General features: G+C 56.3%; 31 protein-coding genes and 1 riboswitch. Of the genes, 10 read left to right on the top strand and 21 right to left on the bottom strand.

Annotation, left to right across the window (positions count from 1 at the left end; translation table 11 throughout):
- The first annotated feature begins 106 nt into the window (after positions 1-106).
- On the top strand, positions 107-526 hold the full coding sequence (gene arfB / locus C8N30_RS08755; protein ID WP_025064127.1) for an alternative ribosome rescue aminoacyl-tRNA hydrolase ArfB: 420 nt from the start codon (positions 107-109) through the stop codon (positions 524-526).
- Between the two features lie 67 nt (positions 527-593).
- Here arfB and cobF read toward each other — a convergent pair whose 3' ends face one another.
- Genes cobF through C8N30_RS08720 form a run of 7 tightly spaced genes read right to left on the bottom strand, consistent with a single transcriptional unit; the run spans position 594 to position 6,023 of the window.
- Positions 594-1,340: a precorrin-6A synthase (deacetylating) gene (gene cobF / locus C8N30_RS08750; protein WP_025064126.1), complete on the bottom strand. Its 747-nt coding sequence runs from the start codon at positions 1,338-1,340 to the stop codon at positions 594-596.
- On the bottom strand, positions 1,337-1,642 hold the full coding sequence (locus tag C8N30_RS08745) for a DUF1636 family protein (protein WP_025064125.1): 306 nt from the start codon (positions 1,640-1,642) through the stop codon (positions 1,337-1,339). The genes cobF and C8N30_RS08745 overlap by 4 nt, the downstream gene beginning before the upstream one ends.
- Positions 1,639-2,364, bottom strand: coding sequence for a uroporphyrinogen-III C-methyltransferase (cobA, locus tag C8N30_RS08740; RefSeq protein WP_025064124.1), 726 nt, complete (start codon positions 2,362-2,364; stop codon positions 1,639-1,641). The genes C8N30_RS08745 and cobA overlap by 4 nt, the downstream gene beginning before the upstream one ends.
- Complete coding sequence (locus C8N30_RS08735) at positions 2,361-3,686, bottom strand: cobyrinate a,c-diamide synthase (RefSeq protein WP_025064123.1); 1,326 nt, start codon at positions 3,684-3,686, stop codon at positions 2,361-2,363. Before C8N30_RS08735 ends, cobA begins: the two co-directional genes overlap by 4 nt.
- The gene (cobM, locus tag C8N30_RS08730; RefSeq protein ID WP_025064122.1) at positions 3,683-4,465 is read right to left on the bottom strand and encodes a precorrin-4 C(11)-methyltransferase; all 783 of its coding nucleotides are present in this window, start codon (positions 4,463-4,465) and stop codon (positions 3,683-3,685) included. The genes C8N30_RS08735 and cobM overlap by 4 nt, the downstream gene beginning before the upstream one ends.
- The gene (locus C8N30_RS08725) at positions 4,462-4,845 is read right to left on the bottom strand and encodes a cobalamin biosynthesis protein (protein ID WP_025064121.1); all 384 of its coding nucleotides are present in this window, start codon (positions 4,843-4,845) and stop codon (positions 4,462-4,464) included. The genes cobM and C8N30_RS08725 overlap by 4 nt, the downstream gene beginning before the upstream one ends.
- Positions 4,842-6,023, bottom strand: a complete 1,182-nt coding sequence (locus C8N30_RS08720; protein WP_025064120.1) for a bifunctional cobalt-precorrin-7 (C(5))-methyltransferase/cobalt-precorrin-6B (C(15))-methyltransferase — start codon at positions 6,021-6,023, stop codon at positions 4,842-4,844. Before C8N30_RS08720 ends, C8N30_RS08725 begins: the two co-directional genes overlap by 4 nt.
- Position 6,024: 1 nt before the next feature.
- Here C8N30_RS08720 and C8N30_RS08715 point away from each other — a divergent pair, with 1 nt between their 5' ends.
- A complete protein-coding gene (locus tag C8N30_RS08715; RefSeq protein WP_025064119.1) occupies positions 6,025-6,771 on the top strand; it encodes a cobalt-precorrin-6A reductase in 747 nt (248 codons plus the stop codon).
- Here the strand turns inward: C8N30_RS08715 and cobJ are convergent.
- Genes cobJ through C8N30_RS08665 form a run of 10 tightly spaced genes read right to left on the bottom strand, consistent with a single transcriptional unit; the run spans position 6,747 to position 16,050 of the window.
- Positions 6,747-7,481, bottom strand: a complete 735-nt coding sequence (gene cobJ, locus C8N30_RS08710) for a precorrin-3B C(17)-methyltransferase (RefSeq protein ID WP_025064118.1) — start codon at positions 7,479-7,481, stop codon at positions 6,747-6,749. The genes C8N30_RS08715 and cobJ overlap by 25 nt on opposite strands.
- Positions 7,478-8,209 carry a precorrin-2 C(20)-methyltransferase gene (locus C8N30_RS08705; protein ID WP_025064117.1) on the bottom strand — a complete coding sequence of 244 codons (732 nt, stop codon included), beginning with the start codon at positions 8,207-8,209 and terminating at the stop codon, positions 7,478-7,480. Before C8N30_RS08705 ends, cobJ begins: the two co-directional genes overlap by 4 nt.
- Position 8,210: 1 nt before the next feature.
- Complete coding sequence (locus tag C8N30_RS08700; protein WP_025064116.1) at positions 8,211-8,840, bottom strand: precorrin-8X methylmutase; 630 nt, start codon at positions 8,838-8,840, stop codon at positions 8,211-8,213.
- 1 nt (position 8,841) lies between these two features.
- On the bottom strand, positions 8,842-9,972 hold the full coding sequence (gene cobG, locus C8N30_RS08695; protein WP_025064115.1) for a precorrin-3B synthase: 1,131 nt from the start codon (positions 9,970-9,972) through the stop codon (positions 8,842-8,844).
- Entirely contained in the window at positions 9,969-13,211 is a 3,243-nt protein-coding gene (gene cobN, locus C8N30_RS08690; RefSeq protein ID WP_025064114.1) for a cobaltochelatase subunit CobN, read from the bottom strand. The genes cobG and cobN overlap by 4 nt, the downstream gene beginning before the upstream one ends.
- A 3-nt stretch (positions 13,212-13,214) precedes the next feature.
- Positions 13,215-14,249: a cobalamin biosynthesis protein CobW gene (cobW, locus tag C8N30_RS08685; RefSeq protein WP_025064113.1), complete on the bottom strand. Its 1,035-nt coding sequence runs from the start codon at positions 14,247-14,249 to the stop codon at positions 13,215-13,217.
- Positions 14,246-14,620 (bottom strand): DUF1636 family protein, encoded by a 375-nt coding sequence (locus tag C8N30_RS08680; RefSeq protein WP_025064112.1) that lies wholly within the window; start codon positions 14,618-14,620, stop codon positions 14,246-14,248. Before C8N30_RS08680 ends, cobW begins: the two co-directional genes overlap by 4 nt.
- Positions 14,621-14,678: 58 nt before the next feature.
- A complete protein-coding gene (locus C8N30_RS08675) occupies positions 14,679-15,176 on the bottom strand; it encodes a hypothetical protein (protein WP_232222857.1) in 498 nt (165 codons plus the stop codon).
- A gap of 16 nt (positions 15,177-15,192) precedes the next feature.
- Complete coding sequence (locus C8N30_RS08670; RefSeq protein WP_025064110.1) at positions 15,193-15,876, bottom strand: CbtA family protein; 684 nt, start codon at positions 15,874-15,876, stop codon at positions 15,193-15,195.
- Between the two features lie 3 nt (positions 15,877-15,879).
- On the bottom strand, positions 15,880-16,050 hold the full coding sequence (locus C8N30_RS08665; protein ID WP_084273635.1) for a CbtB domain-containing protein: 171 nt from the start codon (positions 16,048-16,050) through the stop codon (positions 15,880-15,882).
- 36 nt (positions 16,051-16,086) lie between these two features.
- A riboswitch (cobalamin riboswitch) is annotated at positions 16,087-16,281 on the bottom strand.
- Between the two features lie 98 nt (positions 16,282-16,379).
- Between C8N30_RS08665 and C8N30_RS08660 the strand changes: the two genes are divergently transcribed.
- Positions 16,380-17,267: a DMT family transporter gene (locus C8N30_RS08660; protein ID WP_232222856.1), complete on the top strand. Its 888-nt coding sequence runs from the start codon at positions 16,380-16,382 to the stop codon at positions 17,265-17,267.
- Here C8N30_RS08660 and C8N30_RS08655 read toward each other — a convergent pair.
- Positions 17,264-17,689: a Fur family transcriptional regulator gene (locus tag C8N30_RS08655; RefSeq protein ID WP_025064108.1), complete on the bottom strand. Its 426-nt coding sequence runs from the start codon at positions 17,687-17,689 to the stop codon at positions 17,264-17,266. The two genes, C8N30_RS08660 and C8N30_RS08655, sit on opposite strands and share 4 nt — an antisense overlap.
- A 126-nt stretch (positions 17,690-17,815) precedes the next feature.
- Between C8N30_RS08655 and C8N30_RS08650 the strand changes: the two genes are divergently transcribed.
- From C8N30_RS08650 to C8N30_RS08635, 4 genes are read left to right on the top strand one after another with little or no spacing between them, the layout of a single operon-like run.
- Positions 17,816-18,709 carry a metal ABC transporter substrate-binding protein gene (locus C8N30_RS08650; RefSeq protein WP_025064107.1) on the top strand — a complete coding sequence of 298 codons (894 nt, stop codon included), beginning with the start codon at positions 17,816-17,818 and terminating at the stop codon, positions 18,707-18,709.
- Positions 18,706-19,554 carry a manganese/iron ABC transporter ATP-binding protein gene (locus tag C8N30_RS08645; protein WP_025064106.1) on the top strand — a complete coding sequence of 283 codons (849 nt, stop codon included), beginning with the start codon at positions 18,706-18,708 and terminating at the stop codon, positions 19,552-19,554. The genes C8N30_RS08650 and C8N30_RS08645 overlap by 4 nt, the downstream gene beginning before the upstream one ends.
- Entirely contained in the window at positions 19,551-20,405 is an 855-nt protein-coding gene (locus tag C8N30_RS08640; RefSeq protein WP_025064105.1) for a metal ABC transporter permease, read from the top strand. Before C8N30_RS08645 ends, C8N30_RS08640 begins: the two co-directional genes overlap by 4 nt.
- Positions 20,402-21,235, top strand: coding sequence for a metal ABC transporter permease (locus tag C8N30_RS08635; RefSeq protein ID WP_025064104.1), 834 nt, complete (start codon positions 20,402-20,404; stop codon positions 21,233-21,235). The genes C8N30_RS08640 and C8N30_RS08635 overlap by 4 nt, the downstream gene beginning before the upstream one ends.
- On the opposite strand, the gene C8N30_RS08630 is transcribed toward C8N30_RS08635, so the two are convergent.
- Positions 21,232-22,140 (bottom strand): aminotransferase class IV, encoded by a 909-nt coding sequence (locus tag C8N30_RS08630; protein WP_025064103.1) that lies wholly within the window; start codon positions 22,138-22,140, stop codon positions 21,232-21,234. The genes C8N30_RS08635 and C8N30_RS08630 overlap by 4 nt on opposite strands.
- On the bottom strand, positions 22,137-23,429 hold the full coding sequence (pncB, locus tag C8N30_RS08625) for a nicotinate phosphoribosyltransferase (RefSeq protein WP_025064102.1): 1,293 nt from the start codon (positions 23,427-23,429) through the stop codon (positions 22,137-22,139). Before pncB ends, C8N30_RS08630 begins: the two co-directional genes overlap by 4 nt.
- Before the next feature lie 153 nt (positions 23,430-23,582).
- On the opposite strand from pncB, the gene C8N30_RS19940 reads away from it, so the two are divergent.
- Together C8N30_RS19940 and C8N30_RS19575 are read left to right on the top strand one after the other, a co-directional pair.
- A complete protein-coding gene (locus C8N30_RS19940; protein ID WP_338054582.1) occupies positions 23,583-23,699 on the top strand; it encodes a hypothetical protein in 117 nt (38 codons plus the stop codon).
- Positions 23,700-23,740: 41 nt separating this feature from the next.
- Entirely contained in the window at positions 23,741-24,094 is a 354-nt protein-coding gene (locus tag C8N30_RS19575) for a MarC family protein (protein ID WP_322787455.1), read from the top strand.
- Positions 24,095-24,103: 9 nt separating this feature from the next.
- Here the strand turns inward: C8N30_RS19575 and pncA are convergent, their stop codons facing one another.
- Positions 24,104-24,697, bottom strand: a complete 594-nt coding sequence (gene pncA, locus C8N30_RS08615) for a bifunctional nicotinamidase/pyrazinamidase (RefSeq protein ID WP_025064101.1) — start codon at positions 24,695-24,697, stop codon at positions 24,104-24,106.
- A 106-nt stretch (positions 24,698-24,803) separates the two neighbouring features.
- On the opposite strand from pncA, the gene trhO reads away from it, so the two are divergent.
- Entirely contained in the window at positions 24,804-25,694 is an 891-nt protein-coding gene (gene trhO, locus C8N30_RS08610; RefSeq protein WP_025064100.1) for an oxygen-dependent tRNA uridine(34) hydroxylase TrhO, read from the top strand.
- Position 25,695: the final 1 nt, after the last annotated feature.

Here is a 25,695-nt window from a genome sequence, read left to right as displayed (position 1 = left end):
TGACCGGTTCCACCTCCTATTCAATTCGATAGGGCCGCTCTTTTTCAGGGCGGCCCTTTTCGCGTGCCCCCTTCACCTTACGCAGCCGCACGCTATGATCCTGCGTATGTTGCATATCACCGACACGATCATCATTCAGGACTGGGAACTCACCGAGAGCTTTATGCGCGCCTCCGGTCCAGGCGGCCAGAACGTCAACAAAGTGTCCTCGGCTGTCGAGTTACGGTTCGAAGCTGCGAGCTCGCCTTCTTTGCCACTTCCTGTAAAAAACCGTCTTAGGCGGTTAGCAGGACGGCGTTGGACCCTCGAAGGTGCGCTGGTTCTGCAGTGTGACGAAACCCGGAGTCAGGCACGTAACCGCGATCTGGTGCGGGAGCGCCTCAAGGAACTGATTCAAAAAGCGCTTACTCCTCCCAAGCGGCGGATCGCTACGCGTCCCACATTGGGCTCCAAAAAACGGCGCTTGAAAGCAAAGAAAGTGCGCGGCGAAGTCAAAGCCATGCGCGGAAAGGTCGATCCAGACTAGGATGTAACTGTGTGCGTTCTACAGGTGACATCCGCTTATCGGCCAGTACGGAAAACTGCCTGTTTTGTCAGAGCTTTTTCAGGAGGTATATATCCATGATCCAACCATGCGCATTGCGGGCGCGGGCGCGCACCTTCGTGATTTCCCCGGCGACGTCGATCAGCGGGCCCTCGATCACGATCTGCTCTTTCATGCCTACATAAGCGCCCCACCAGATATAAATACCCTCGGGTGCGATTGCCTCGAATGCGGCACCTGCATCCAGCATCACAGCGACCGTATCAACGCCGGGAGGCCAACCTTCATCGCGCAGGCGCCGACCCGTGGTCACGATAAACGGTGCACCGATCTCGTTCAGGACAGTTGCGTGTGCTGCGGTGAGTGTTTGGAGTGATGTTATACCGGGGATGACTGTTATTTCCGGCGTTGGCATAAGGCGCGACGCAATTCGCAGGGTGCTGTCGTATAGCGACGGATCACCCCAGACAAGAAGCGCCACATTTTGCGGTGCTCCGTTCGAGATAATGGCACTTTGCCAAATAGCAGCGATTTCATCGTGCCAGTCATCAACCCGCTTGCGATAATTTTGAGTGGCCTCGTTGCGCACAGGAAGCTCAAATTCAATGATGCGCGTTGCTGGATTGGTCAATACCTCCGCACAAATCTCATGGCGCAATTGTGCGAGGTCGTTTTTTCCCGTGCCTTTGTGCGGTATCAAAATCAAATCTTGGGCATTCATGGCGCGGATTGCCTGCAACGTCAGATGTTCGGGATTCCCAGTGCCAATACCAATAAGGGTAAGTTGCAAAGTCATGCCGGTATCCGCGCGATTGCCTTGTGACGCAGATCACCAAGGGCGCGGGCATCCCTGAATTTACCATCGTCAGAGTCTGCATAAAGACCGCAAAACGTCTCTAATGCCTCGAAATCTGCCTCTGTAATATCCCCGAACAGATAGGCGGTTTTTCCTGCTGCGCGGAACGCAACGGTCTGGGCTCGGGCACATCCCGACATACAATCGATGCCCTCGACATTTAGCAGGGGAAAAGCACCACGGACTCGCTCAACAAAGGCAGCACTATCTGCGGTGCATATATTGCAAACAAACATTTTCATTTCTCAGGCTCAGCCAAAGGACCATAGAAAATCAAAGCCGGCGTGCTGGTTGTTGTGGTTTGCAGATGTTCAGCCAATGTGGCGATGGTAAAGCGCTCCAACCGTTCGGCGGGGGTCGAGACAGCTTCCGCAAGCATGGCAGGTGTATCAGGAGAAAGACCGTGCTCAATCAGGCGCGCAGCAAGACCCGCAAACGTCCGCTTGCCCATATAGACCACAGTCGTTGCCATGGGATCAGCAAGGGCTTCCATGTTGACGTCCGGCGGCAGATCACCCGTTACATCAGCGCCGGTGATGAACTGCACGCGGCGCGCGGTAAGCCGGCGTGTAAGGGGGATGCCGGCAGTTGCAGCCGCAGCCGAGGCGCTGGTCACACCCGGAATGATCTCGAACGGGATGGCGGCGGCACGCAAGGCCGTGATCTCCTCCTCTAACCTGCCAAACATACCGCTATCGCCAGATTTAAGCCGCACAACTCTCAAATCTGCCTGAGCGTATTCCACCAGTACACGGCTCACATGGTCCTGTTTGGGGGAAGGTCGCCCCGCACGTTTCCCCACACCAATGAGGTCTGCACCCTCACGCGCATGGCTTAGAATTGGACCCGCCGACAAGTCATCAAATAAAACAACGTCTGCCTGCTCCAGTCGTTTCACGGCCTTAACCGTAAGCAGTTCGGGGTCACCCGGGCCGGATGATACAAATGAAACAAATCCGGTCATGCGCCCTCGGCAATCAAATGGAAGAAGGTACCCGACACTTGGCCGCCACCAGCACTAGTGCGGTAGGTGCCAGTCTCAGGCACGGTCAGGCCGTTGCTGTCGGTGATCTGGGCGAGCGGTCTGTCCGGCTCGTTGAGGATCGTGGCATAATGAAACTCATGACCGCGCAGTTTCGCCCCCGCAGGCGCGCCGGGAATGGCGATGTTCAGCTTGGCACGTCGGTAGCCAAGGTGGAATTTTCGTTTTGCAAAGGATGTCTCCAAACCGAGCAATCCAAGCATCTCATGTCGCGCGCCATCTTTGTCGACAAGTCCCGCGCCAAGGGCCATATATCCCCCGCATTCACCATGAACCGGACGGGTATCTGCAAATGTCCGCATGCCGGATTTAAAGCGCTGTGCTGCGGCAAGAGGACCCGCATGGAGTTCAGGATAACCGCCGGGCAGCCAGCAGATATCAGCGCTGTCGTCAGGGGCTTCATCTCGCAGGGGAGAGAATGGCAAAATCTCCGCGCCTGCGGCACGCCAACCGGCGATAAGGTGCGGATAAACAAAGGCAAAGGCATTGTCCTGTGCCAACGCAATCCGCTGACCTGGGGGTACGATAGAAAACGGGTGGGCAATGTCAGGGCGCGCACCCGAAGCTGCAGCACGCAAGGCGTCCAGATCGACATGTTCCGCAATAAATGCGGCGGCATCATCAAGGATAGCGCCCAAATTTTCTTGCTCGCCCGCTTGGACAAGGCCCAGATGGCGCTCCGGCAATGTCATCTCGGCACGGCGGGGCAGCACACCAAGGACAGCAATGCCCGCCTGCTCCATTCCCACGCGCACAAGCGCCTCGTGGCGGGGGGAGGCGACACGGTTAAGAACGACACCCGCGAGCGTTACATCAGGGCGCATCGTTTTGAATCCAAGCGCAGTAGCCGCGACCGACTGAGCGGCGCCCGAGACATCCAGCACCAGCACAACAGGCCAACCCATCTGTGCCGCGATGTCCGCGCTTGCCCCGTTTCCAGAGGCGCCGTGGATCGCCACACCATCAAAAAGACCCATGGAACCCTCAGCGAGGATTAGGTCAGCGCCCTGCGCATTGCTGACTAGCCCCTCGATACGAGCATCCTCCATCGACCAGCTGTCGATGTTAAACGAAGCACGCCCCGAAGCGGCCGTGTGGAACGCTGGATCAATGTAATCCGGCCCGCTTTTGAAGGGCTGTACCTTGAGGCCCTGCGCATTAAATGCGGCGAGCAGGCCCAGCATGAGCGTTGTCTTGCCCGTACCTGAGGCAGGAGCAGAAATCATCAAGCCGGGGGGTATCATTCAGCCTCCGGAAATCTGGGTGCTGTGCCCACAGGGCGAAACCGCCGGTCATAATCCCCTGCGTAGAGCCTGCTTTCGTCAAAATCTTCGGATCCGAGGGCGTGTCCCACTAGAATAAGCGCGGTGCGGGCCATTTCCTCCCCTATCTCAGTTTGCAAGGTGGAGAGGGTCGCACGTACCACACGCTCCTCCGGCCAACTGGCACGCCAGACAACAGCGACCGGGCAGTCCGGACCGTAATAGGGAGTAAGCTCTTCTACCACACGCTCTAGCACATGAACCGAAAGATGAATGGCAAGGGTCGCACCCGTGGCGGCAAAGTTAGCAAGTGTTTCGCCCTCTGGCATCGCCGTTGCACGGCCAGAGGTGCGTGTAAGGACGACGGATTGCACCACTCCAGGGAGGGTAAGCTCCGCCGCGAGGGTCGCGGCAGCAGCGGCAAAACTGGGCACACCAGGCGTCACATCGAAAGGGATCCCGAGTGCGCGCAAACGGCGTAGCTGTTCGCCCATGGCAGACCAGATCGACAGATCCCCCGAGTGGACACGCGCCACGTCCAGACCCTGCGCGTGGGCCGCAGAAATCTCTTCCATAATTTCATCAAGCGACAGGCGTGCCGTGTTCACGATGTGCGCTCCCTGCGGGCAGTGGGCAAGGATGCCTTCGGGCACCAACGATCCAGCAAACAAACAAACAGGGCTTGCCGCGATCAGATCACGCCCGCGCAGAGTGATCAAATCAGCTGCACCCGGTCCTGCACCAATAAAATGTACTGTCACACGCTTTCCCCGCTTACATCGGCAATCGCAGCCGTCGCCATACCATCGCCCGAGATGGCCCGCACCGCAACCAGAGTGGCACCTGTCCCTGCGGCAACAAGGGCTGCCGCTTCGCACAAGCTTCCCGTGCCGAACTGGTCGAGCACGCGTTGCGACTGGGTCGGGGTTATCATTTGGGCTATGTCTTCGGTTGTTACGCCAAGACCTGGAAGTCCCATCATCTGAGCGAGCTCTTTAAAGACAGGCGCACGAGATTTTGCACTCTCAGTAACAAGTGCTTCAACAGGAATGCCACCTGCCGCATCGATTGCCCGCAAAAGCGCATCTTCAAGGGACGACACCTCAGCGCCACCGCGAAATCCAATACCGGCGACCCTCATAGCGTTACACTCCATTGAACAATCGGTCTTGCCGCCGTCCAGCCGCGCATAGGGCCGAGCGGGGTCGCCTGCGCAATATCAAACCGCATCAATAGACCGCCCCTATCGCAATGTGCCTGAGCCAGCAGGGCCTCCGTCTCAAGTGTAACGCCATTTATCACAAGGCGTGTGCCTGCAGGCAGGGTTTCGTAGAGACTGTTTAGAAGGGGTTGGCGCGCCCCGCCTCCGACAAAAACCGTATCTGGTATTGGATGATCTGCAAGATAGTCAGCGGCGAGGCCAGCCACTGCCTTCATGCGGTGTGAAATACCGAAGTCCGCTATGTTCCGCTCTATATTGGCGATCCGTTTTAGATGTTGTTCAAAAGCGATCGCGCGCCCTCCTGCAAGACACCATTCAACCGAGATAGAGCCTGATCCGGCACCGATATCCCACAAAAGCGCATCTGGACGGGGGGCCAGCGCGCTTAGTGTGAGAGCGCGCACAGGCTGTTTCGTAATCTGGCCGTCATGGGCAAAAACATCATCTGGCAGACCAGAAGCGCGGGACAGACCAACACCGGACGGCAATTCGACAGCCACCGTAACAGGCGCCGCGATATCCGTCAGGCTAAATGCGTCCGCACGAGCATCACGCAAACGCTGGTTCGGACCACCCAAACGTTCCATCACCGTAAGGGTCGCCGCACCAGCTCCCTGTGCGTTAAGCCAATCCGCCAGTTGCGCGGGCGCGTTGCCATCGCGCATGAGGCAAATCATACGCGCATGGGGGGCAAGGACCCCGCGCAACCGGGCAAGCGGGGCGGCATGAAGGCCATGGCATGTGATTTCTTCCATTCGCCAGCCAAGTGCAGACGTGGCGAGTGTAAATGTTGAAGGGGCGGGATAGGCATGCCACTCGTTCCGCGCCAGATCCCGCACAAGACTGCCGCCAGCACCGTGCCAGAACGGATCACCGGACGCGAGGACAGCAACCCTCATGCCACGACATGCCAATACCGGCGCAGTAGAAAAGGGTACTGGCCATGCCTGACCGCGTGCACCCGCTTGCGCAAGCTCCAGATGACGTGGGGCACCAAATACAATGTCGGCGTTTACCAGCGCCTCACGGCTTGCGGTGGACAACCCGTCCAAGCTATCTTCATTCAGACCGATAATACTGAGCCAAGGATCACCCACCATGCGCGTCCTTCTTCTGGGTGGCACGACAGAGGCCAGTGCGCTGGCCATGGCCCTTAAAGGCAACGGAATAGAGGCTATATTCTCTTATGCAGGCCGAACAAACGTCCCCATGGCGCAGCCGGTTGAAACACGGGTGGGGGGGTTCGGCGGCATCGCAGGGTTGAAGAATTATCTGCGTGATGCGCGGATCAGCCATGTCGTTGACGCCACACATCCTTTTGCCGCGACAATGGGCTGGAATGCGCATTCGGCCTGCGCTGGGTGTAATGTGCCCCTGCTGCGGCTGGAGCGGCCGGCGTGGCGTGCAAAAACTGCTGATAGATGGATACATGTTCCAACAATAGCTGCCGCTTGCGATGCACTCCCTAACATCCCTGCCCGCGTATTCCTTGCAATCGGCCGGATGCACGTTGATCAATTCGCGGCGTGTCCCGACCATCATTATCTTTTGCGGCTTGTAGATCCGCCTGTGGCGGCGATTGATTTGCCCGACCATACCGTCGTTCTGGCCCGAGGGCCGTTTGACGTGGCCGGCGATATCGCCCTTATGCAGGCGCATAACATCACGCATATTGTGGCGAAGAACGCAGGCGGCAGCGGCGCTGTGGCCAAAATAGAAGCTGCGCGGAAACTGGGGCTGCAAGTCATTATGATCGATCGGCCGCACAGGCCAAAAACGGAAAAAGCCGCTGAAATAGACACTGTTTTGCATTGGTTGCATCATAGCGCCGAGCGCGGCGTATAGATATACGGACCAACGCGGCGGGTAGCAGAGTTGCCTACTATCACAACCGTTCGCATATCTGCCATATCTTCGGTCGCCTCCCCCAAGCTCACCGTATTCAAGCGCTGGTCGGCATGGCTTACGTTGCGGGCAAAGGTAATCAAACGATCAGTCCCACATTCCTCACGCAAGATCGCAAGCGCTTCACCGAATTGGTGAGGACGGGACTTTGAGCGCGGATTATAGAAAGCCATCGCAAAATCAGCACGGGAGGCCATGCGCAGACGGTGCTCGATTACGCTCCAAGGTTTGAGATTATCGCTAAGATTGATCGCACAAAAATCATGGCCCAATGGTGCCCCTGCGGCAGCGGAGGCTGCCAACATTGCAGTGATACCTGGCATCACAGTAATCTCGACGCCCTCAAATCGGGGTTGAGCCTCTAGCGCCTCGAACACAGCAGAGGCCATCGCGAAAACTCCGGGGTCGCCGGAAGATACCACAACAACGCGCGCGCCATTTTGGGCAAGGGTGAGGGCGTGGGTGGCGCGGTCGATCTCGACGCGGTTATCGGTAGCATGAAGGGTAAGACCGTCACGCGGGGAGATCCGGTTAACATAAGGGATATAGCCGATCACATCCGTCGCCTGCGAAATGACATCACGCACTTCAGGTGTTACCAACGTTTCACGCCCCGGACCAAGGCCGACAATCGCGATCCAGCCGCTCATTCCTCAGCCTCGGGGCGACGTCCCTGACCGTGGACCAGTACAATCGCGAAATAGGGGCAGTCATCATCAGCGACCTCTGCCAGCTTTGCGATACGCTGTTGCGGCATAGTGCCCTTCTCGACCAGCCATGCATCCTCCAGTCGCCCAGTCGCGGCCAGAGCACGGCGCACGCGGGGAAGATTACGCCCTGTTTTCATAATTACCAAGGCATCTGCGCGGCCCATATGCTCGATCAAATCCTCCTCGGGCAGCGTCCCCATCAGAACGCTCATCACATCGTCCCCCCATGTGAAGGGAGTATCAAGGCTGTTCCAACATCCCACCATACCCGGAATGGCCGGAAGGACCTCGACCTCTGCGCGGCCCTGAAGTCGGGTATGCAGATGCATAAACGACCCATAGAAAAACGGGTCGCCCTCGCAGAGAACCACAACCTCGTGCTCCCTTGCGAGCATGTCGAGTTTGTCGGCCCACTCCGCATAAAAATCTATCATCAACTGCTTGTATTCATCCGAGCCAAAGTGAAGCTCGGTCGTGACCGGATATTCCATGGGATATTCGACTACGTCATCGCGCAGCATACCTTGCACAATGCTGCGCGCCTGACCGGGTCGCCCTTTTTTGCGAAAATACGCAATATGTCTAGCGCCCCGAATAACACGGTCAGACTTTACGCTCATCAGTTCTGGATCACCGGGGCCCAAGCCTGCACAGATAACGCGACCCATCCTATTCAACCCTGCTAGCAAGAGCATTGATAGCGGCGACGGTGATTGCTGATCCTCCCAAGCGCCCCTTTACGATCATCGATGGCACCGGTTGAACCTCCATCAGCGCGTCTTTACTTTCGGCTGCGCCGATAAATCCGACCGGGCAACCGATTATCGCGGCAGGGCGTGGGCAATCAGGATCTTCCAACATATTTAACAAGTGAAACAGCGCAGTGGGCGCATTGCCAATCGCCACAACCGCCCCTGACAGATGCGGGCGCCATAACTCGAGTGCGGCGGCGGAGCGGGTGTTTCCCATTTCCTTTGCCAAATCCGGTACACGGTCATCACGCAGCGTGCAAATTACCTCGTTTTCGCGTGGCAGGCGTTTGCGGGTGATGCCCTCGCTGACCATATAGGCATCACACAGGATAGGCGCACCATTCTCGAGGGCAGCACGGGCGGCAATCGCCATATCCGGCGAAAAATGCACAAACGCCTCAAGTCCGACCATGCCTGCTGCATGGATCATCCGCACCGCAACAATCTCCTCTTCGGGAGTAAAGCGTGTCAGATCTGACTCTGCTCGTATCGTGGCGAAGGATTGGCGATAAATCTCGGCGCCATCGGTAATGTAGGTGTGAGGCATTCTAAATATAGTCTTTCAATTCATCGGGGGAGAGGCCGGAAACACTGGGCGTATCCCCTGCTTTTCCATCTTTGATAAGGGCAAAACCGCCTTTTTGAGCCGTCAGCGTAAGAGGGGCTGAGCGAGGATGGGCGCAGCCCTTTGTACATCCTGATATATGAAGCGTTTGGTGTGCAGCGAGGTGGGGAGCCAGCGTAGAACCCAGTTTACGAGTTTCGCCCAACGCTTGAGCGCAACGCGGTGCACCCGTGCAAGCAATAATACGAAGAAGCGGATCGGAAGGGTCGGTGATGACGTCCTCGATCACGGGGAGTATTCGCGCACTTTCCACAAGGATTAGGCGCCAGGGAGTCAGGCGCAAACTACCATGCTTGGCCAGTGTCGACAGGGTTTCAACACTCATCTGACCGAAAGCAAGACCGACAATTGCCCCGTTCGGAGTGTAGCCCGGTTTAGGAACAAAAGTTCCTTTTTGGCGCGGTACAATGTGGCCCACAGGCTCTGCACCCGCCGCGATTACCGCTTTCATACGGGTAGCAGTGCCCTTGTATTGCGAAAACCAGTCTGCAAGTGCTATGGCCTCCGGCACTGCGGTATCAAGTGAGACTGGCTTACCCCTTTTCATACCGTCCGCGACGAGGATTAAACCGCCGCCAGCATCGCATTCCAGACGAATGTCGGCAGAGGCGTCTTGCAACACAGGATTGGCGCCTGCATCCACCGCAAATCCGAATTTTCCGGGCAGCTCCGGCATATCCGGCAAAGCCAGAGCTTGCGTTAGAGCGGTTGTGAGGATCTCGGTATCATCACCCTTATTCCAGAACGGAGTGACGATGATGTTCCGGCGGCTCTCGATCTCAGGGGTAGGATCGATGAGCCCCATAACCCTCAATCCTTCGATAAGTGCGCCATGTCGCGCCTCGGCGACGCCTCGAATCTGAATATTTCCGCGGCTCGAGATATCGAGAAATCCGTTACCGTGCGCCGCAGCGAGCGATGCGATGCCATCTGCCTGCGCTCGCCGCAAGCGACCGCCGAACGGACGGACCCGCACCACCAGCCCGTCCCCCGACATCATCGGGCGCAATGCGCCGGGGCACCAACCTTTGATTTCATAGCCAGTATCGCTCACTCCGCAGCCTCCATCGCAGCAGAAATAGAATTGCGCCGCGTGATCCACAGGCCAGCATCGCGCAAAGCGGCAAAGCGGTTTCTCATCTCTTCCAGCGCTTTTGGATTTTCGTCCTCTAGAAAGGAAACCAGATCATCGCGGCCAAGCGTTGCATCGAAGTACAGATCAAACAGATGCGCAGGCACATTTCGCGTCAGATGCGCAAAAGCAGCGAGGTTATCAAGGGTCGCGGCAATTTCGGCACCCCCGCGAAAACCATGGCGCATCATCCCGTTGGCCCAATCAGGATTTGCAGCACGGGCACGGACCACGCGGGCGATTTCCTCAGGCACAGTGCGAGCACGCGGGGCACCCATGCGGGTACTGTCGACGTGATACATTGCAGGTTCCGGTGCGCCGAGGTGCGCCATTGCAGCTGCGAAGCCGCCTTCGTGACTGGCATAATCAGAAGACAGTAAAACGTCTGTCTCCGTCAAATCCTGAACATGGGCAAATCCGTCCGCCTGCCGCAGACGCGCTTCAAGGCCCGCACGGTCGTGGCGCGCATCACCTTTGGCGTCCAGCGCCCACTCTGATCCTTTGAGCCACGCGTCCCCCGCAGCCGAACGGCCTTCGGGGGAATAGTCTTGCATCGCGCTCTCCATATTCATGCCATAAAGCCCTGGTTTAGGGCCGAATACACGCGGCGCCTTTTGTTTATAGGGGTTCATGTCATCTGCCTCTTCCCGCTCTGCCAACGCTGCGGTTCCAGCCTCGAAGAGGCCTGCCAATCCGGGAAATATATCGCGGAACAGGCCAGAAATGCGAAGTGTCACGTCGATGCGCGGGCGGTCCAGCAGTGTGAGCGGCAGTATCTCGAACCCCGAGACGCGGTCCGACCCATCATCCCATTTCGGTGCAAGTCCGGCCAGGTGCATCGCCATGGCGACCTCCTCACCGGCAGTTCGCATCGTTGCAGATCCCCAGAGATCCACAACCAATCCTTTGGGCCAGTCTCCGTTGTCCTGAAGGTGGCGACGCAATAGCTCCTCGGCCAGCTTGACCCCCTGCGCGTAAGCATTTCGCGACGGCACAGAACGCGGGTCAACGGAATAGAGGTTACGACCGGTTGGCAGAACATCATTGCGGCCGCGATAGGGCGAGCCTGAAGGTCCAGATGGAACACGCCGCCCGTTCAGCGCAGTGAGTAATCCCTCGTTTTCACCTTCAGCCGCACCATAAATATGCAATCCATCGCCATACTGGCTCTCTTTAATGTCACATACAAAGCGGTCGATCCGTGTCATCGCTTCGACTTCACAGGCGTCTTCGGTCAGACCCAGATCTTGCTCGACCCCTGCCGCCTTGGCCTCCTCGCGGATGGTATTCACCAAGCGGTCGCGGCGCGCAGGATCAAGGCCGTCTGCTGTAGAGTACTCGTCCAGCAACCGCTCCAATCGCAAAAGAGCATCTGGGGTTTCGCTGTTCTTCATCGGAGGGGGCACATGGCCAATCGTGACCGCGCCGATCCGCCGCTTGGCCTGCGCCGCCTCACCGGGATCGTTGACGATAAAGGGATAAATGACCGGTAAATCTGCTGTCAAAACTTCTGGCCAGCATTCATCTGATAGGGCTACCGCCTTGCCCGGTAGCCATTCAAGGGTGCCATGCGCGCCAATATGGACAAGCGCGTGATGTCCTTGGGCACGTAGCCACAAATAGAACGCCACATAGGAATGGCGCGGCACGCGAGCAAGGTCATGATAGTCGGTGTCGCGTGCAGCAATCGCGCCCCTTTCCGGCTGAAGCGCTACAAGAGCGTTTCCGCAGCCCTGAGCTGGGAAGTGGAACGCGCCATCTTTTGCCATAGGATCATCTTCGGGTGAGCCCCACACAGTCAGCAGATCCCGACGGAGCGCTTCGGGAATAGATTTAAGTTCCTCGACGTATGCGTTTAGCGGCCATGCAATATTATTTTGCAGCAAGGATTTCCCGAACCCGATTGTGGGCGTAACAGTATATCCCGCGGTCGCAAGCGTGAGGAGCATATCCTCGGCACTGGCAAGTGCGTCAAGCCCTACAGCGTGAGCAATCTGGTCCTCGCGGCCCGGATAGGTTGATAAAACAATAGCCAGTTTACGCGCATCAGGCTTGATTTTGGCAAGCCGGTGCCAGCCGTCAATACGGTCAACGACCGCCTCGATCCGCGATGCATGGGCGCGGTGAGAGAAGCGGGAGAACTGAAGGTCAGGATCCTTCTTATCCGGTGCCTTAAAACTGATAACACCCGTAAAGATGCGCCCGTCGACTTCCGGTAGAACGACATGCATGGCCAGATCAGCGGGGGACATCCCGCGCTCGGAGGCGGCCCATTCTTTCTTTCGCGCTGTGGAGAGGGCAACCTGGAACACCGGACACCCTTGCGAATCGAGCGGGGAGTTACCGTCAGCCCCCCGCCCTGAAAACGCAGTCGCGTTGACAATCGATAGGGGGTTTAATTGTGCCAGAGCGGAGGGCAAAAAATCTCTTGCGACAGGGGCTTTCAGAGAAGGCGCAAAGAGACCAACGGCGTTATAGCCGCGCAAACGCAAACTGCGGATCAGGGCATCAATAGGAGCGGTATCAGCGGCGGTCAGGTAGCTGCGATAAAATGTGACGGCAACCACATCGCCAACGGTATCCACGAAGGGCAGCACCCCTTTTTCAGGGTCGTAGAAACCGCAATCGGGCACTGTTTTTGTACCGAGAACCGGCCCAGCATAAAGGCCCGCAGCAAGTGACAATTGGGCAAGGGCGGCCTGCGCCGCCACCGCGCCACCCGCATCACACAAGTGTTGCAAACGCCGCAGGGTCGATACTGGCAGCGTAGAGTGCGCATCAAGCGCAGGGTCCTCACGACCGTCCGCAGGTAAAACCGCAAGGGCAATACCGTTGCGGCGAGCAAAGTCCTGCACTTGCATGACACCATAAGGCCAATAATTTTCGCCACCGATAAGGCGGATCAGAATACCTTTTGCCCCTGTTAGGGTTTTTTCTACATAGTTATCGACTGACGCAGGATGGCGCAGTGCTGTCAGATTGCACAGACGTAGTGAGGGCAGATCACCCTGCGCGCCACCCGCGCGGTGCCATCCTGCCCCGAATGCGCCAAGGTCACTGTCAGAAAACGAAAGCACAACAAGATCCGCAGGCGCTTGCCCCGGATCATAAGGCGTTTGCGTATCCTCGAGCCCGTGGCTTTCGCGGAAGACGACATGCATGGCTTAGGCGCCCAGCGCCGCGTGGATTGCCTTTGGGTCGACGTGGTCATGCTCCGCAATTACTACCAGAGAGCCATTGCGCGGCTCACTGCCCCATGGGCGGTCAAACTGGTGGCGAACCCGCGCACCGACGGCCTGCACCAGCAGACGCATGGGTTTTCCCTTGACGGCAACATATCCTTTTACCCGCAGAATATGCTGCTCGCGAGCAAGTACCTCAATCGCGGCAACAAGGGTCGCCGCATCTTCGATCTCGGGCATTGGCACAACAATTGTATCGAAATCATCATGTTCGTGGTCGTCGTGGCCATCATGGTGGGATGGACGGGAGTTCAGATCATCCTCGGCCTTGGCGTTCAATCCAAGAACAACATTGGGATCAATCACACCTTCGGTCATCTCGATCATTGGTACCTTGCGGTGGCTCTCTGCTTCAATCACAGCGCGGGCTTTTGCCACACCGTCAGGACCGGCAAGATCTGCCTTTGACAACAAGATGATGTCAGCACAGCTGATCTGGTCTTCGAAAACTTCCGAAAGCGGGCTGTCGTGATCCAGGCTCTCGTCGGCCTTGCGCTGCGCGTCGACGGCGTGGACATCAGAAGCGAAGGTGCCTGCCGCAACCGCCTCGGCATCTGCAAGGGCTATTACGCCGTCAACGGTGATTTTGGAGCGGATCGCGGGCCAGTCGAACGCCTTGAGCAATGGTTTTGGCAACGCCAGGCCGGAGGTTTCGATAATGATATGATCGGGGCGCACAGGCATCGCCATCAGCGCCTCAATTGTCGGGATAAAATCATCAGCCACGGTGCAGCAGATACAACCGTTTGCCAATTCTACAATGTTCTCGACAGGACAATCGGGTATGGCACAGGACCGCAGGATATCGCCGTCTACGCCGACTGTACCGAACTCGTTTACCAGCACGGCCAGACGTCGGCCTTTTGAATGGGTCATAAGGTGACGGATCAATGTCGTTTTGCCGGAGCCGAGAAAGCCGGTAATCACGGTAACGGGGATTTTTGACAGGTCGCTCATTGGGCAGCCTCCGGTGGCAGGGTAAATGCAGGAATGCGCGCAAGGCTTTGCTTGCGAAAGATAACAGGGCGTTCACGCCATGGGACAAGCCCATCGTCCGTCGCGGCATAGGCCGCAGCCCCCGCAAGGATATCGGGCGCGTCCTGAGGTGTCATGTGGCCATAGACATACGTCCATTTGCCAGCCGCTGACAGCGCAACAGCAGCTCCCGCCTTGCATGCGGACAGACATTCGACGCCAACGATCTGAACGCCATCCGGGGCGCCCGCCTGAGCTAATGCGTGAAAAAGCCTGGCACCGGGGCGCTGGGTCTCGTCTTCGTTTATTTCACCTGACTTACAGGTCGTGCAAACGTAAAGGGTAGTGGTCACAGTGTCCGCTCCTTTTGGGTGCGTTTTAGCGTAAAAACGGCAGCGCAGAAAGCGCCGTCTATTCCACAGTAATGGTAGTTTTTGCCTCGATAGGCACACCGTTAACTGCGAGCGGTCGATGATCGTTGGTGTTTAGCGACACCTCGATCTCTACTGTGCCTTTGGGCAAGGCATCCAGATGCATCCATTCTCCATAGAGCCGCGACAGTTTTACACCGTTCACATAGACATGTGCATGGCCTTCGCCCGGGACGTGAGCAAGACTGGCGGAGGTGGGAGAAAAGATGAAATCTTTGACCATGACATTGAGATTGTATCCTGCCATCGGATCTTTCATCACCATAACCTCAAGTTCAGGTGCGATATCAGCGGCTACTTCGAAGGCCTGATCGTGCACCGCCGAATGGTCCATGTCACCATGCCCCATGGCCGCATGATCCATTCCCGCGTGCGCGCCGATCTGCGCGTGATCATGACCGTCAAAAGTAATGCCGTTCGCCGCAGCAACAACGAAACCGCCAGCTGCGCCAAACGTCAGACCAATAACAAAAAGCATAAAAGTACGCATGTAATTATACCACCCGACGTGATTCTTTATCGAGGAAATATGCCGACAGGCAGCCTAGAATGACCCAAGCTGCGAGGCCTACGCCGAATGCACGCGCCGCAAAGAGTGCCGCAATCTCTGTCGGGACCGGGCCGGTAAAGCTGTCCGGTTCCGGCGCACCAATAATGTGCGGTGCGGCAAGCAAGATCACAGCCGCGCCCCACATTGCCCAGTTGCGCCCAAAAGCGATAAGCCACATGGCAATTCCTGCAGCAATTACAGTCGCGAACCACCATATCTGGCGCGCACCAACATCAGCTGCCGCGACACCGGGCACTTCAGGTGCCAGCGAAAACCCCGGAGCGAGATGCGCCGCCACGAATCCGCAAACGCCCCAGAACATACCTGTACGTGCGTTAATTTCCGCGCCCCGCTCATCCGCCAAGAGCATGAGCGCCACTAGCATCATCGCGTAGCCGGTATAGGTCAGCATAGTAAACACGATGCTCAAAAGATCGCGAACGGGGTCAAAGCCCGGCAAATCGGGATGCGCCGAAACTGCAACGGCACCGAAATGTGTCAACTGACCGGATTCATATAGCTCGGCGTGCAACAGCACAGGCTGAACAAACAAAAGCTGCAACAGGCCGACAAGCAGACCTGAAGCAGCACCAGCGAACAACGCGCTGGTCAGCAATTTAGAAAGCATGCCTTAGTGGCAGGGAAAGCCGGTTGCGTGGCGCATGTCGTGTGCTGCGTCATGCAATGTTTCCGCCTGCAAATGACCTGTCATCGTGATGATCGCAGCACCGAGAATTAGCGCAAAAAGCGCTGGAAGGGCTGCTGACCGCGTGGCGGCGACTGCTTTAACTTCTGTTTTCATCGTTCTTCTCCTCGTCGTCACACCCGACGACATTGTTGATTTCACACGTGCCCGGCAGGTCTCCTGGCTCGCGGGTCGTGGCCTTTACCTGCCTTCCCAGCCCTTTTGGGGGCAAGTGGCGTGAGGGTAAAAACTCACCGCTTACAGTCGCGGGGGCGGCTTCAGATCAGGTTCACCCTACTGAATTCCCTTTTTCGGTCCCCAAAAGGACACCAAGCTCCGTCAGTTATGCGGATTCCCTCCGGTGGCGCAAGACAATTCCCCGCGCGATGGCACGATTGCGCGCTTCCCTTCTGGTCTTTGCTCTGTTCCCGACACATCTTATGCCAATGAAGACTGATCGCACTCTGACAGCAGTTGCCCTGCTCCTCTGCGCGCTGACGCTGTTTGACGCGATGGGGCTGATTATCAAATATCTGTCGCCCCGTTATGGCGCGGCAGAGCTGTCGGCCTGGCGCAATGCGTTCGGGCTGATCCCTTCGCTTATTGTTCTCTACAGCTCGCGGGAATGGCACGCCAAAGGGCGGATCTGGAAGCTGAGGCAGTGGCGGATGGCGCTATCACGCGGTGTCATCCTCACATTTGCACAATTTTCCTTCTATCTATCGCTCGGAGTGCTCACTTTTGCCACGGCCTCTACGATTACCTACGCCAACTCGCTTTTTGCTGTCGCGCTTGCAGCCGTGCTGCTGCGGGAAAACGTTGGCTGGATCAGGTGGGGTGCAGTCCTCACAGGGTTCGTCGGCGTTATCTGGATTGTGCGGCCGGGGTCCGACAGCTTTTCACTGGCCGCCCTTTTGCCATTGGGGGCTGCGGTCTGTTACGCACTTGTTGGAGTGACGGCGCGCATGATGGATAATGATGTGCCAACACCTCTGATCAATCTTTATTCCAGTATAGTCGCCCTGCTGGGCGCAACCGCCCTCGCCTTGCTGACAGGGGGCTTCACTCCGCTTGCGGCGCCCAGTGATATCTGGTGGCTTATGGCAATGGGCGGCTTCGGAGGCTCTGCAGTGCTTTTGTTGATCATGGCATACAGGATGGCAGAACAGAGCAACCTTGCGCCGTTCAACTACTTCGGCATCCCCTTGGCATTTTTGCTGGGTTGGGTGTTTTTTGACGAAGCACCGTGGCGCGAGCTCTTTCCCGGCGCCCTCCTCATTCTCGCAAGCGGCCTGCTGATTGTTTGGCGTGAGCAGCGGCTAAAACAGGCTTAAAGCTTCTTGCGGCAATACAGCTCGAGGCGATGGTGCACGACATCATAGCCAAGTTCGCGTGCGATCTCTTCTTGCAGTTGTTCGATTTTGTTTGACTGGAACTCGATCACTTCACCGGTATCAATGTCGAGGATGTGGTCGTGATGGTCCTCATGTGTTGTCTCGAACCGCGCCCCACCGCCCTGAAATGAATGGCGGTGAACGACACCCTCCTCCTCCAACACGGACAACGTGCGATAAACGGTTGCCAGCGACACTGTAGGCTCCAACCTCTTTGCGCGCTCATGCAGCTCGACGGCGTCTGGGTGGTCAACTGCTTCGGCGAGCACCGCAAGCAGCGCAATTCGCTGACGGGTGACACGAATGCCGGCCTTGCGCAGCGCAGCAGTCATTTTTCCTGTTCTGTCACTCTCGTCGCCCATGATTTCAGCCCTATATTCTCAACGATGCCCTATCTTTGAGAATCGTTATCATTCTTATTTACAGATGTGAATGGTTCTCATAAGCATTTCGAGACTGCGAACAAAAGGATGAACAAGAACATGTCCATGTTTCCGATTTATGCAAAAGCTATTGTGGTGGCTAGCACCCTCGCATTGAGCGCGACCCCTGCGGTTGCCCAAGAAAAATTCAAGGCTGTCACCACGTTTACGGTCATCGCGGACATGGCGCGAAACGTAGCAGGCGATGCAGCAATCGTGGAAAGCATCACGAAACCCGGTGCGGAAATCCATGGCTACTCACCAACGCCCCGCGATATTATCCGCGCACAGGATGCGGATTTGATCCTGTGGAACGGTCTCAACCTCGAACTTTGGTTCGAGCAATTCCTGTCAAATCTGCGCGATGTGCCGTCGGCCACCCTTACTGACGGAATTGAGCCGATGAGCATTTCAGAGGGTGAATATGATGGAAAGCCAAACCCTCATGCTTGGATGGGGCTGACAACCGCGCTCATCTACGTGGACAATATACGCGATGCATTTGTCGAGCATGATCCGGATAACGCCGACATTTACCGCGCCAATGCCGACGCCTACAAGGCAGAGATAACAGAAGTGATTTCACCCCTGCGTGATGCAATTCTGTCCGTACCGGAGCAGCAGCGCTGGCTGGCGACATGTGAAGGCGCGTTCAGCTATCTAATCCGAGATTTCGGTATGAAAGAACTGTACCTCTGGCCGATGAATGCCGACCAGCAAGGCACCCCCCAACAGGTTCGCAAAGTGATCGACACAGTGCGCGAGAACAACATCCCCGTCATATTCTGCGAATCCACCGTATCCCAGGCCCCTGCCGAGCAGGTCGCGCGCGAAACAGACGCCGTCTATGGCGGCGTCCTTTATGTCGATAGCCTTACAGAAGCGGACGGCGCAGTGCCCAGCTATCTGGATCTGCTGCGCGTTACCTCCGAGACGATTGTGAGAGGGCTTACAGAATGAATGAAGGAATTACTGCACATGATGTGACCGTCACCTACCGCAACGGTCACACCGCGTTGCGCGATGCATCATTCGAAATTCCTACAGGTACTATTACCGCGCTGGTCGGTGTGAATGGCGCGGGTAAATCGACCCTATTCAAGGCAATTATGGGGTTTGTTCCGGCGGCAAAGGGCAAAATTTTCGTTCTGGGCCTTCCCGTTAAAGAGGCGCTGAAGCGGAATCTTGTGGCTTATGTACCTCAGTCAGAAGAGGTCGATTGGTCCTTTCCGGTCTTGGTCGAGGACGTAGTGATGATGGGCCGCTACGGGCATATGGGATTTTTCAGGCATCCAAAACAGACCGACCATGCTGCGGTGACCGAAGCGTTGCAACGGGTCAATATGACCGAATACCGCCACCGCCAAATCGGGGAACTGTCGGGTGGACAGCGCAAGCGGGTATTTCTTGCACGCGCATTGGCCCAAGAGGGTCAGGTTATCCTTCTGGACGAACCGTTTACGGGCGTAGATGTACAGACCGAGGATGCGATCATCCAGTTGCTGCGCGACATGCGCGACGAAGGACGGGTTATGCTCGTTTCGACCCACAACCTCGGATCAGTCCCGGAGTTTTGCGACCGCACCATTTTGGTCAAGGAAACAGTGATTGCGTACGGCAAAACCGAGCAGACATTTACCCATGAAAATCTGGAGTTGGCATTTGGTGGCGTCTTGCGGCATTTTGTAATCGGCGGCTCGGATCTGCACGATGACGACGATGCGCGCACGATCCGCGTGATCACGGACGACGAGCGGCCTTTCGTTGTATACGCCGACGAGACAGACCGCGAGACAATCGAATGATGGAAACGCTGCTGCTGCCGTTCTCCTACGGTTATATGTTTAATGCCATGTGGGTAAGCGCGCTGGTAGGTGGTGTTTGCGCCTTTCTTTCGGCCTATCTGATGCTCAAAGGTTGGTCGCTCATCGGAGATGCCCTGAGCCATTCGATCGTACCGGGTGTTGCGGGGGCCTATATGCTGGGTCTGCCTTTTGCATTGGGTGCTTTTGCTGCGGGCGGCCTCGCGGCGGGGGCTATGTTGTTCCTGAACCAGCGATCCGGCCTCAAGGAGGATACTATTATCGGGCTAATCTTTACCTCCTTTTTCGGTCTGGGTCTGTTTATGGTGTCCCTATCACCCACATCAGTCTCTGTTCAGACGATCACGATGGGTAATATTCTAGCGATCACGCCTTCCGATACCTTGCAGCTTGCGATCATCGGGTTCGTGACGCTGGGGATATTATTGGCCAAATGGAAAGATCTGATGGTGACTTTCTTTGATGAAAATCATGCGCGTTCGATCGGCTTGAAGCCTGATCTGCTTAAAGTGATCTTTTTCATGTTGCTATCGGCGTCATGCGTGGCCGCACTCCAAACGGTTGGCGCGTTTTTGGTAATTGCGATGGTGGTGACACCGGGCGCCACTGCCTACCTGCTTACCGACCGCTTCCCGCGCCTTCTTGTTCTGAGTGTAGCAATCGGCGCGCTAACCTCATTCTTCGGTGCCTACCTGAGCTTTTTTGTGGATGGTGCCACGGGCGGCATCATCGTGACGATGCAAACCTTGATCTTTCTTTTGGCATTCGTGTTCGCGCCCAAGCACGGCTACCTCGCGGCTCGTCGCAAGGCGCGGGAGGCGCTGATACCATGATCGAGACTTTGCTCCAGCCATTCCAATTTCCGTTTATGCAGAGTGCGTTTCTGATCATGATGATGATTGCGGTGCCGACCAGTCTGTTATCGTGTTATCTGGTGCTTAAGGGCTGGTCTCTTATGGGCGATGCCATAAGCCATGCCGTCCTTCCGGGTGTTGTGGCCGCCTATGTACTAGGCATTCCCCTCATCATCGGTGCGTTTTGTGCAGGTATGTTCTGTGCGCTTGCTACGGGGTTCCTGTCCGATAACAGCCGGATCAAACAAGATACTGTTATGGGCATCGTGTTCTCAGGCATGTTCGGATTTGGTATCGTCATGTACACAAAGATTTCCACCGACATTCACCTCGATCATATCCTGTTTGGAAATATGTTGGGCGTGGGCAATGCTGATTTATGGACTGCGGGTTTGATATCCCTCTTTGTTGCGATCGTAATACTGGCAAAGCAGCGCGATCTGATGCTTCACGCCTTCGATCCGGTGCAGGCACAGGCGGTAGGGCTCCGTGTGGGCTGGTTGCACTATGGCCTTCTGGCATTGATATCGCTGACTATCGTGGCGACATTGTCAGCGGTGGGTATTATCCTGTCGATCGGTCTGCTTATTGCGCCCGGCGCGATCGCGTTTTTACTGACTCAGCAATTCTCGCGCATGCTGCCGATTGCAGTCGGCGTTACCATGATCTCGAGCGTGCTGGGTGTCTATGCGAGCTTTTTCCTCGATAGTGCGCCCGCGCCTACGATCATCCTGATTCTGACCGCAATATTCATCGCATCGTTTGTTCGGACGAGTATAAAAACGCGCCGCGCATCCGCCAGAGCCTAGCGGGCGATATTCTCGGCAATGGCCTGCTTGTACAACTGGCGTATCCTCTCCGTCACATGATGCGTGCCATTGCCGATCGGTTTGCCGTCGATCTGCGAAACCATTGTCTGCGCTCCAAAAGTTCCTGTGAGAAATGCCTCATCCGCGCCGATTGCCTCGTAGAGGGAGTAGTTTTTCTCGAATACGGGGATCCCGTCTGCGCGGCATAGATCGATCACCTTTTGTCGCGTCACACCGTTCATGCAGTAATCGCCGGTCGAGGTCCAAACCTCGCCGCGCCGCACAATGAAGAAGTTACACGCGTTTGTGGTGTTCACAAATCCATGCGGGTCCAGCATCAGCGCCTCATCGGCACCCGCTTGCTCTGCCTGAAGGCAAGCAATGACGCAGTTCAACTTGGAATGGCTGTTATACTTGGCATCCTGCGACATAGGTAATCCTCGCACCTGAGGCACAGTAGCAAGGCGGATGCCCTGCGTTCCCAGCTTTTCCACCGGCTTTGAATGCTCCATGATAATCACAAGAGTGGGCCCGCTCCGCGACAGCGACGGATGCTGGAACGGTTTTACCTTTACACCTCGTGTTAACATCAGCCGACAATGCACGTCAGTGGTCATATTGTTGGCCTCTGCGGTCATGCGTAAGGCCTCTGCAATACCAGCCTCGTCCATACCAACATCAAGCGAGACGGCTTTGCAGGAATTAAAAAAACGGTCCATATGCTCGTCAAAAAACGCCCAGACCCCGTTATAAAGCCGCATTCCCTCCCACATACCGTCCCCGAGCAAGAAGCCACTGTCATAAACCGATACGGTTGCCTCGGCACGTGGCTTAAGCGCGCCGTTGACATAAATCAGGATATCCTGATTGCGCGCATCTTCATCGGCTTCGTGGGTTGTGGTCATACAATCACCTCCTGGGACTTTTGCTCTCCCATGCTGAACACGCGCTTGTAGCGCTCGATTTCGTCTTTCGGGCCCATCGCTTTGTTCGGATTATCGGACAGCTTAACAGTCGGCACGCCATTGGCACTTACCGCCTTGCACACAAGGCTGAATGGGGCCAGCGCATCACCGGGAACCAGCTCGCGGAAATCATTGGTTAAAAGCGTGCCCCAACCAAAGGATATTGCTGTTTTGCCGGCAAACTGCGCGTGCAGTTCCTTTATCTTGGCTACGTCGAGGCCATCACTGAAAATCACCCTTTTGTCGCGCGGATCCTCACCGCGGGATTTCCACCAGTCAATCGCCTGCTGCGCGGCGGTGGCGGGGTCACCGCTATCGATGCGGATACCCGTCCAACCGGCAAGCCAGTCGGGCGCATTATCAAGAAAGCCTTGGGAGCCGTAGGTGTCCGGGAGGATGATGCGCAGATTACCTTCGTGTTCTTCGTGCCAATCCTCCAGCACCTTATAGGGCGCCTGAAACAAATCTTCATCGGTTTTGGTCAGGGCGGCATAGACCATCGGCAGCTCATGAGCGTTGGTGCCGATCGCTTCCAACTCCCGCTTCATGGCGATCTTGCAGTTACTCGTGCCCGTAAATTTAGGACCAAGGCCCTCGTTCATGGCCTGCACGCACCAATCCTGCCAGAGGAAACTGTGGCGTCGGCGGGTACCGAAATCGGCAATCGATAGATCAGGTATATCGCGCAATGCCTCGACCTTTTCCCAAACCCGTGTCATCGCGCGCGCATAGAGGATCTGTAGCTCAAACTGCTCCATCTTGCCCAAAACACTGCGGCCGCGCAGCTCCATCAGCACTGCAAGGGCAGGAATTTCCCAAAGCATAACCTCGTGCCATTTGCCCTCAAACGTCAGCTCGTACTGGTCGCCTTTGCGCTCAAGGTGGTAAGGCGGCAGGCGCAGGTTCTCGAACCACTCCATAAAATCAGATCGGAACATCTGGCGCTTGCCGTAGAATGTGTTGCCCCGCAGCCATGTGGACTCACCTCGGCTCAGGCTAAGCGTACGGATGTGATCGAGTTGCTCACGCAACTCTCCTTCGTCTATCAGTTTGGCCAGCGGGACATTCTGCGAGCGGTTAATCAAACTGAACGTCACCTGTGTATCCGGCTTATTGCGGAAGATCGACTGGCACATCAACAGCTTGTAAAAATCTGTATCGATCAACGAGCGCACAATGGGGTCGATCCTCCATTTGTGGTTCCAGACGCGGGTGGCGATATCGACCATGATGCAAACTCCCTTTTGTCCCGTGTTTGTGGCCCAACACCCCAACGGGAGCAAGAGAATAGGCAATGACCCCGATCCCAAGGTGTGGTAGCGACATCTGCAATAAAATATAGGCAATTCATGATGTTCGACTGACCACATCTTTTTCGTGAACTGATTACATTATTTGTAGTCATTGATCCCATCGGCAGCTTGCCGGTTTTTATTTATGCCACTGCAAATGTCCCGAAAAGCTGCACCGCCAGTTTGCCGTACGCGTTGTTCTGGTAGCCGGACTCGTGTTGATGGCCTTTTTGGTGGCGGGTTAATTTCTGCTTGAGTCGCTGGGCCTCAGACTGGGGTCCTTTCAGGTTGCAGGCGGAATTATCCTGTTCCTCTTTGCTCTCAGCATGATTCTTGGCGACACAAAGCCTCAACAAGAGATCGAAGCCGCAGAGCGGGATCACCTTGCCGGTGCGGTATTCCCACTCGCTATGCCTTCGATTACATCACCCGGTGCGATGCTGGCGATTGTTATTCTGACAGACAATCACACCAACCCCGTGAGTGATCAGATCGTCACGGCAGGCCTGCTGGTCGTGGTTTTATTTATTGCGCTTGTGCTGCTGTTGCTGGCAGGGCGGATTGGATGCCCTCGGAATTTTGCAACTGGCGCCCATTCCTGACTCCCCCCTTTAGCTCAGGGTAACACCAGCGGCTGTCATCGCTTTTTGTGCCGCCGCGCCTGAGCCATCAAGGTCGATTGCACGACATAGTCCCGTGTCTACAGTCACCTCGAACCCAAGTTGTGCGGCATCAACCGCCGAGTAGTTCACACAAAAATCCAGTGCGAGGCCCACAAGTGTGACCTGCGTAATGCCCCGCGTGCGCAAATACCCTTCCAGTCCCGTAGGCGTCTTATGATCATTCTCGAAAAATGCAGAATAGCTGTCGATCGCCGGATTAAAGCCTTTGCGGACGATCAGATCGGCGCGATCCGTCTCTAACACGGGATGAAATGCAGCACCGCTTGTTCCCTGAATGCAATGCTCGGGCCACAGGACCTGCGTGCCATAAGGCATCTCTATCAGATCATAGGGCGCTGCGTCCGCATGCGAGGATGCAAACGAAGAATGACCCGCCGGATGCCAGTCCTGAGTTAGCACGACGGCATCAAACTTGCCCATCAGGGCATTAATGCCGGCGACAATCTCGCTCCCCCCCGCCACGGCAAGTGCTCCGTCGGGGCAAAAATCATTCTGGACATCAATCACAAGAAGCGCATGCATAGGTATCTCATTCTGTGTGTTGTTTCATTGCTGTGGCATCTATTTGGGTTGTTTTAGCCTGCTCCCCTCTTGCGCAACAACCCCTGCGCAGCCTATTTGGCAACCCATGCATACAATTGCCGCCCTATACCACTTTGCCCGCTTTGCGAATCCAGCCGCGCTCAAGCCGCCGTTGCTGAAGCTGTGCCTTGCGCAGGGGGTGAGCGGCACACTTTTGTTAGCGCGCGAAGGTGTGAACGGGACTATTGCAGCCGAAACACCGGCAGCAATTGAGGCTGTTATCGGCCACCTGCGCGCACTTCCCGGTTGTGCTGCGCTTGAATTCAAAATTTCCCACGCGGATGTGGCTCCGTTTGGTAAAATGAAGGTAAAGATCAAGCGGGAGATCGTGACAATGGGCCAGCCAGAGGTCGATCCGCTCGCGAGTGTCGGACACTACGTTGATGCGCAGGATTGGAACGACCTGATCGGGCGTGATGATGTCGCCGTGATTGACACGCGGAATGATTACGAAGTTGCGATTGGCACGTTTGAAGGAGCGATTGACCCTAAAACCGCCAGCTTCGGCGAGTTTCCCGCGTGGTGGGAGGCCAACAAGGATCGCTTTCACAACAAAAAGATAGCGATGTTTTGTACGGGCGGCATCCGGTGTGAAAAGTCGACCAACTATCTACTGGGTCAGGGCGTTGAGGATGTGTTCCACCTCAAGGGGGGTATTTTGAAATATCTCGAAGAGGTGCCAGCTGCGGAAACGACATGGCAGGGATCATGCTTCGTTTTTGATAACAGAGTAAGTGTGGAGCACGGATTAAAGCCGGGTCCGCATCTGCTGTGCCATGGTTGCCGCCGCCCCATCCTCCCGAGCGATAGAGAGCGCAGTGGCTATGAAGCTGGAGTGAGCTGTCACTACTGCGTGGGCCAGACGACCGAGGATGACAAAAACCGGTTCCGGGAAAGGCAGAAACAGATCACCCTCGCGAAACGGCGAAAGTGGTAAT

It is taken from the genome of Sulfitobacter guttiformis (assembly GCF_003610455.1).
GTDB lineage: Bacteria > Pseudomonadota > Alphaproteobacteria > Rhodobacterales > Rhodobacteraceae > Sulfitobacter > Sulfitobacter guttiformis.
The sequence above is the reverse complement of the archived record's forward strand: the minus strand, read 5'-3'. Positions and strand labels throughout refer to the sequence as shown.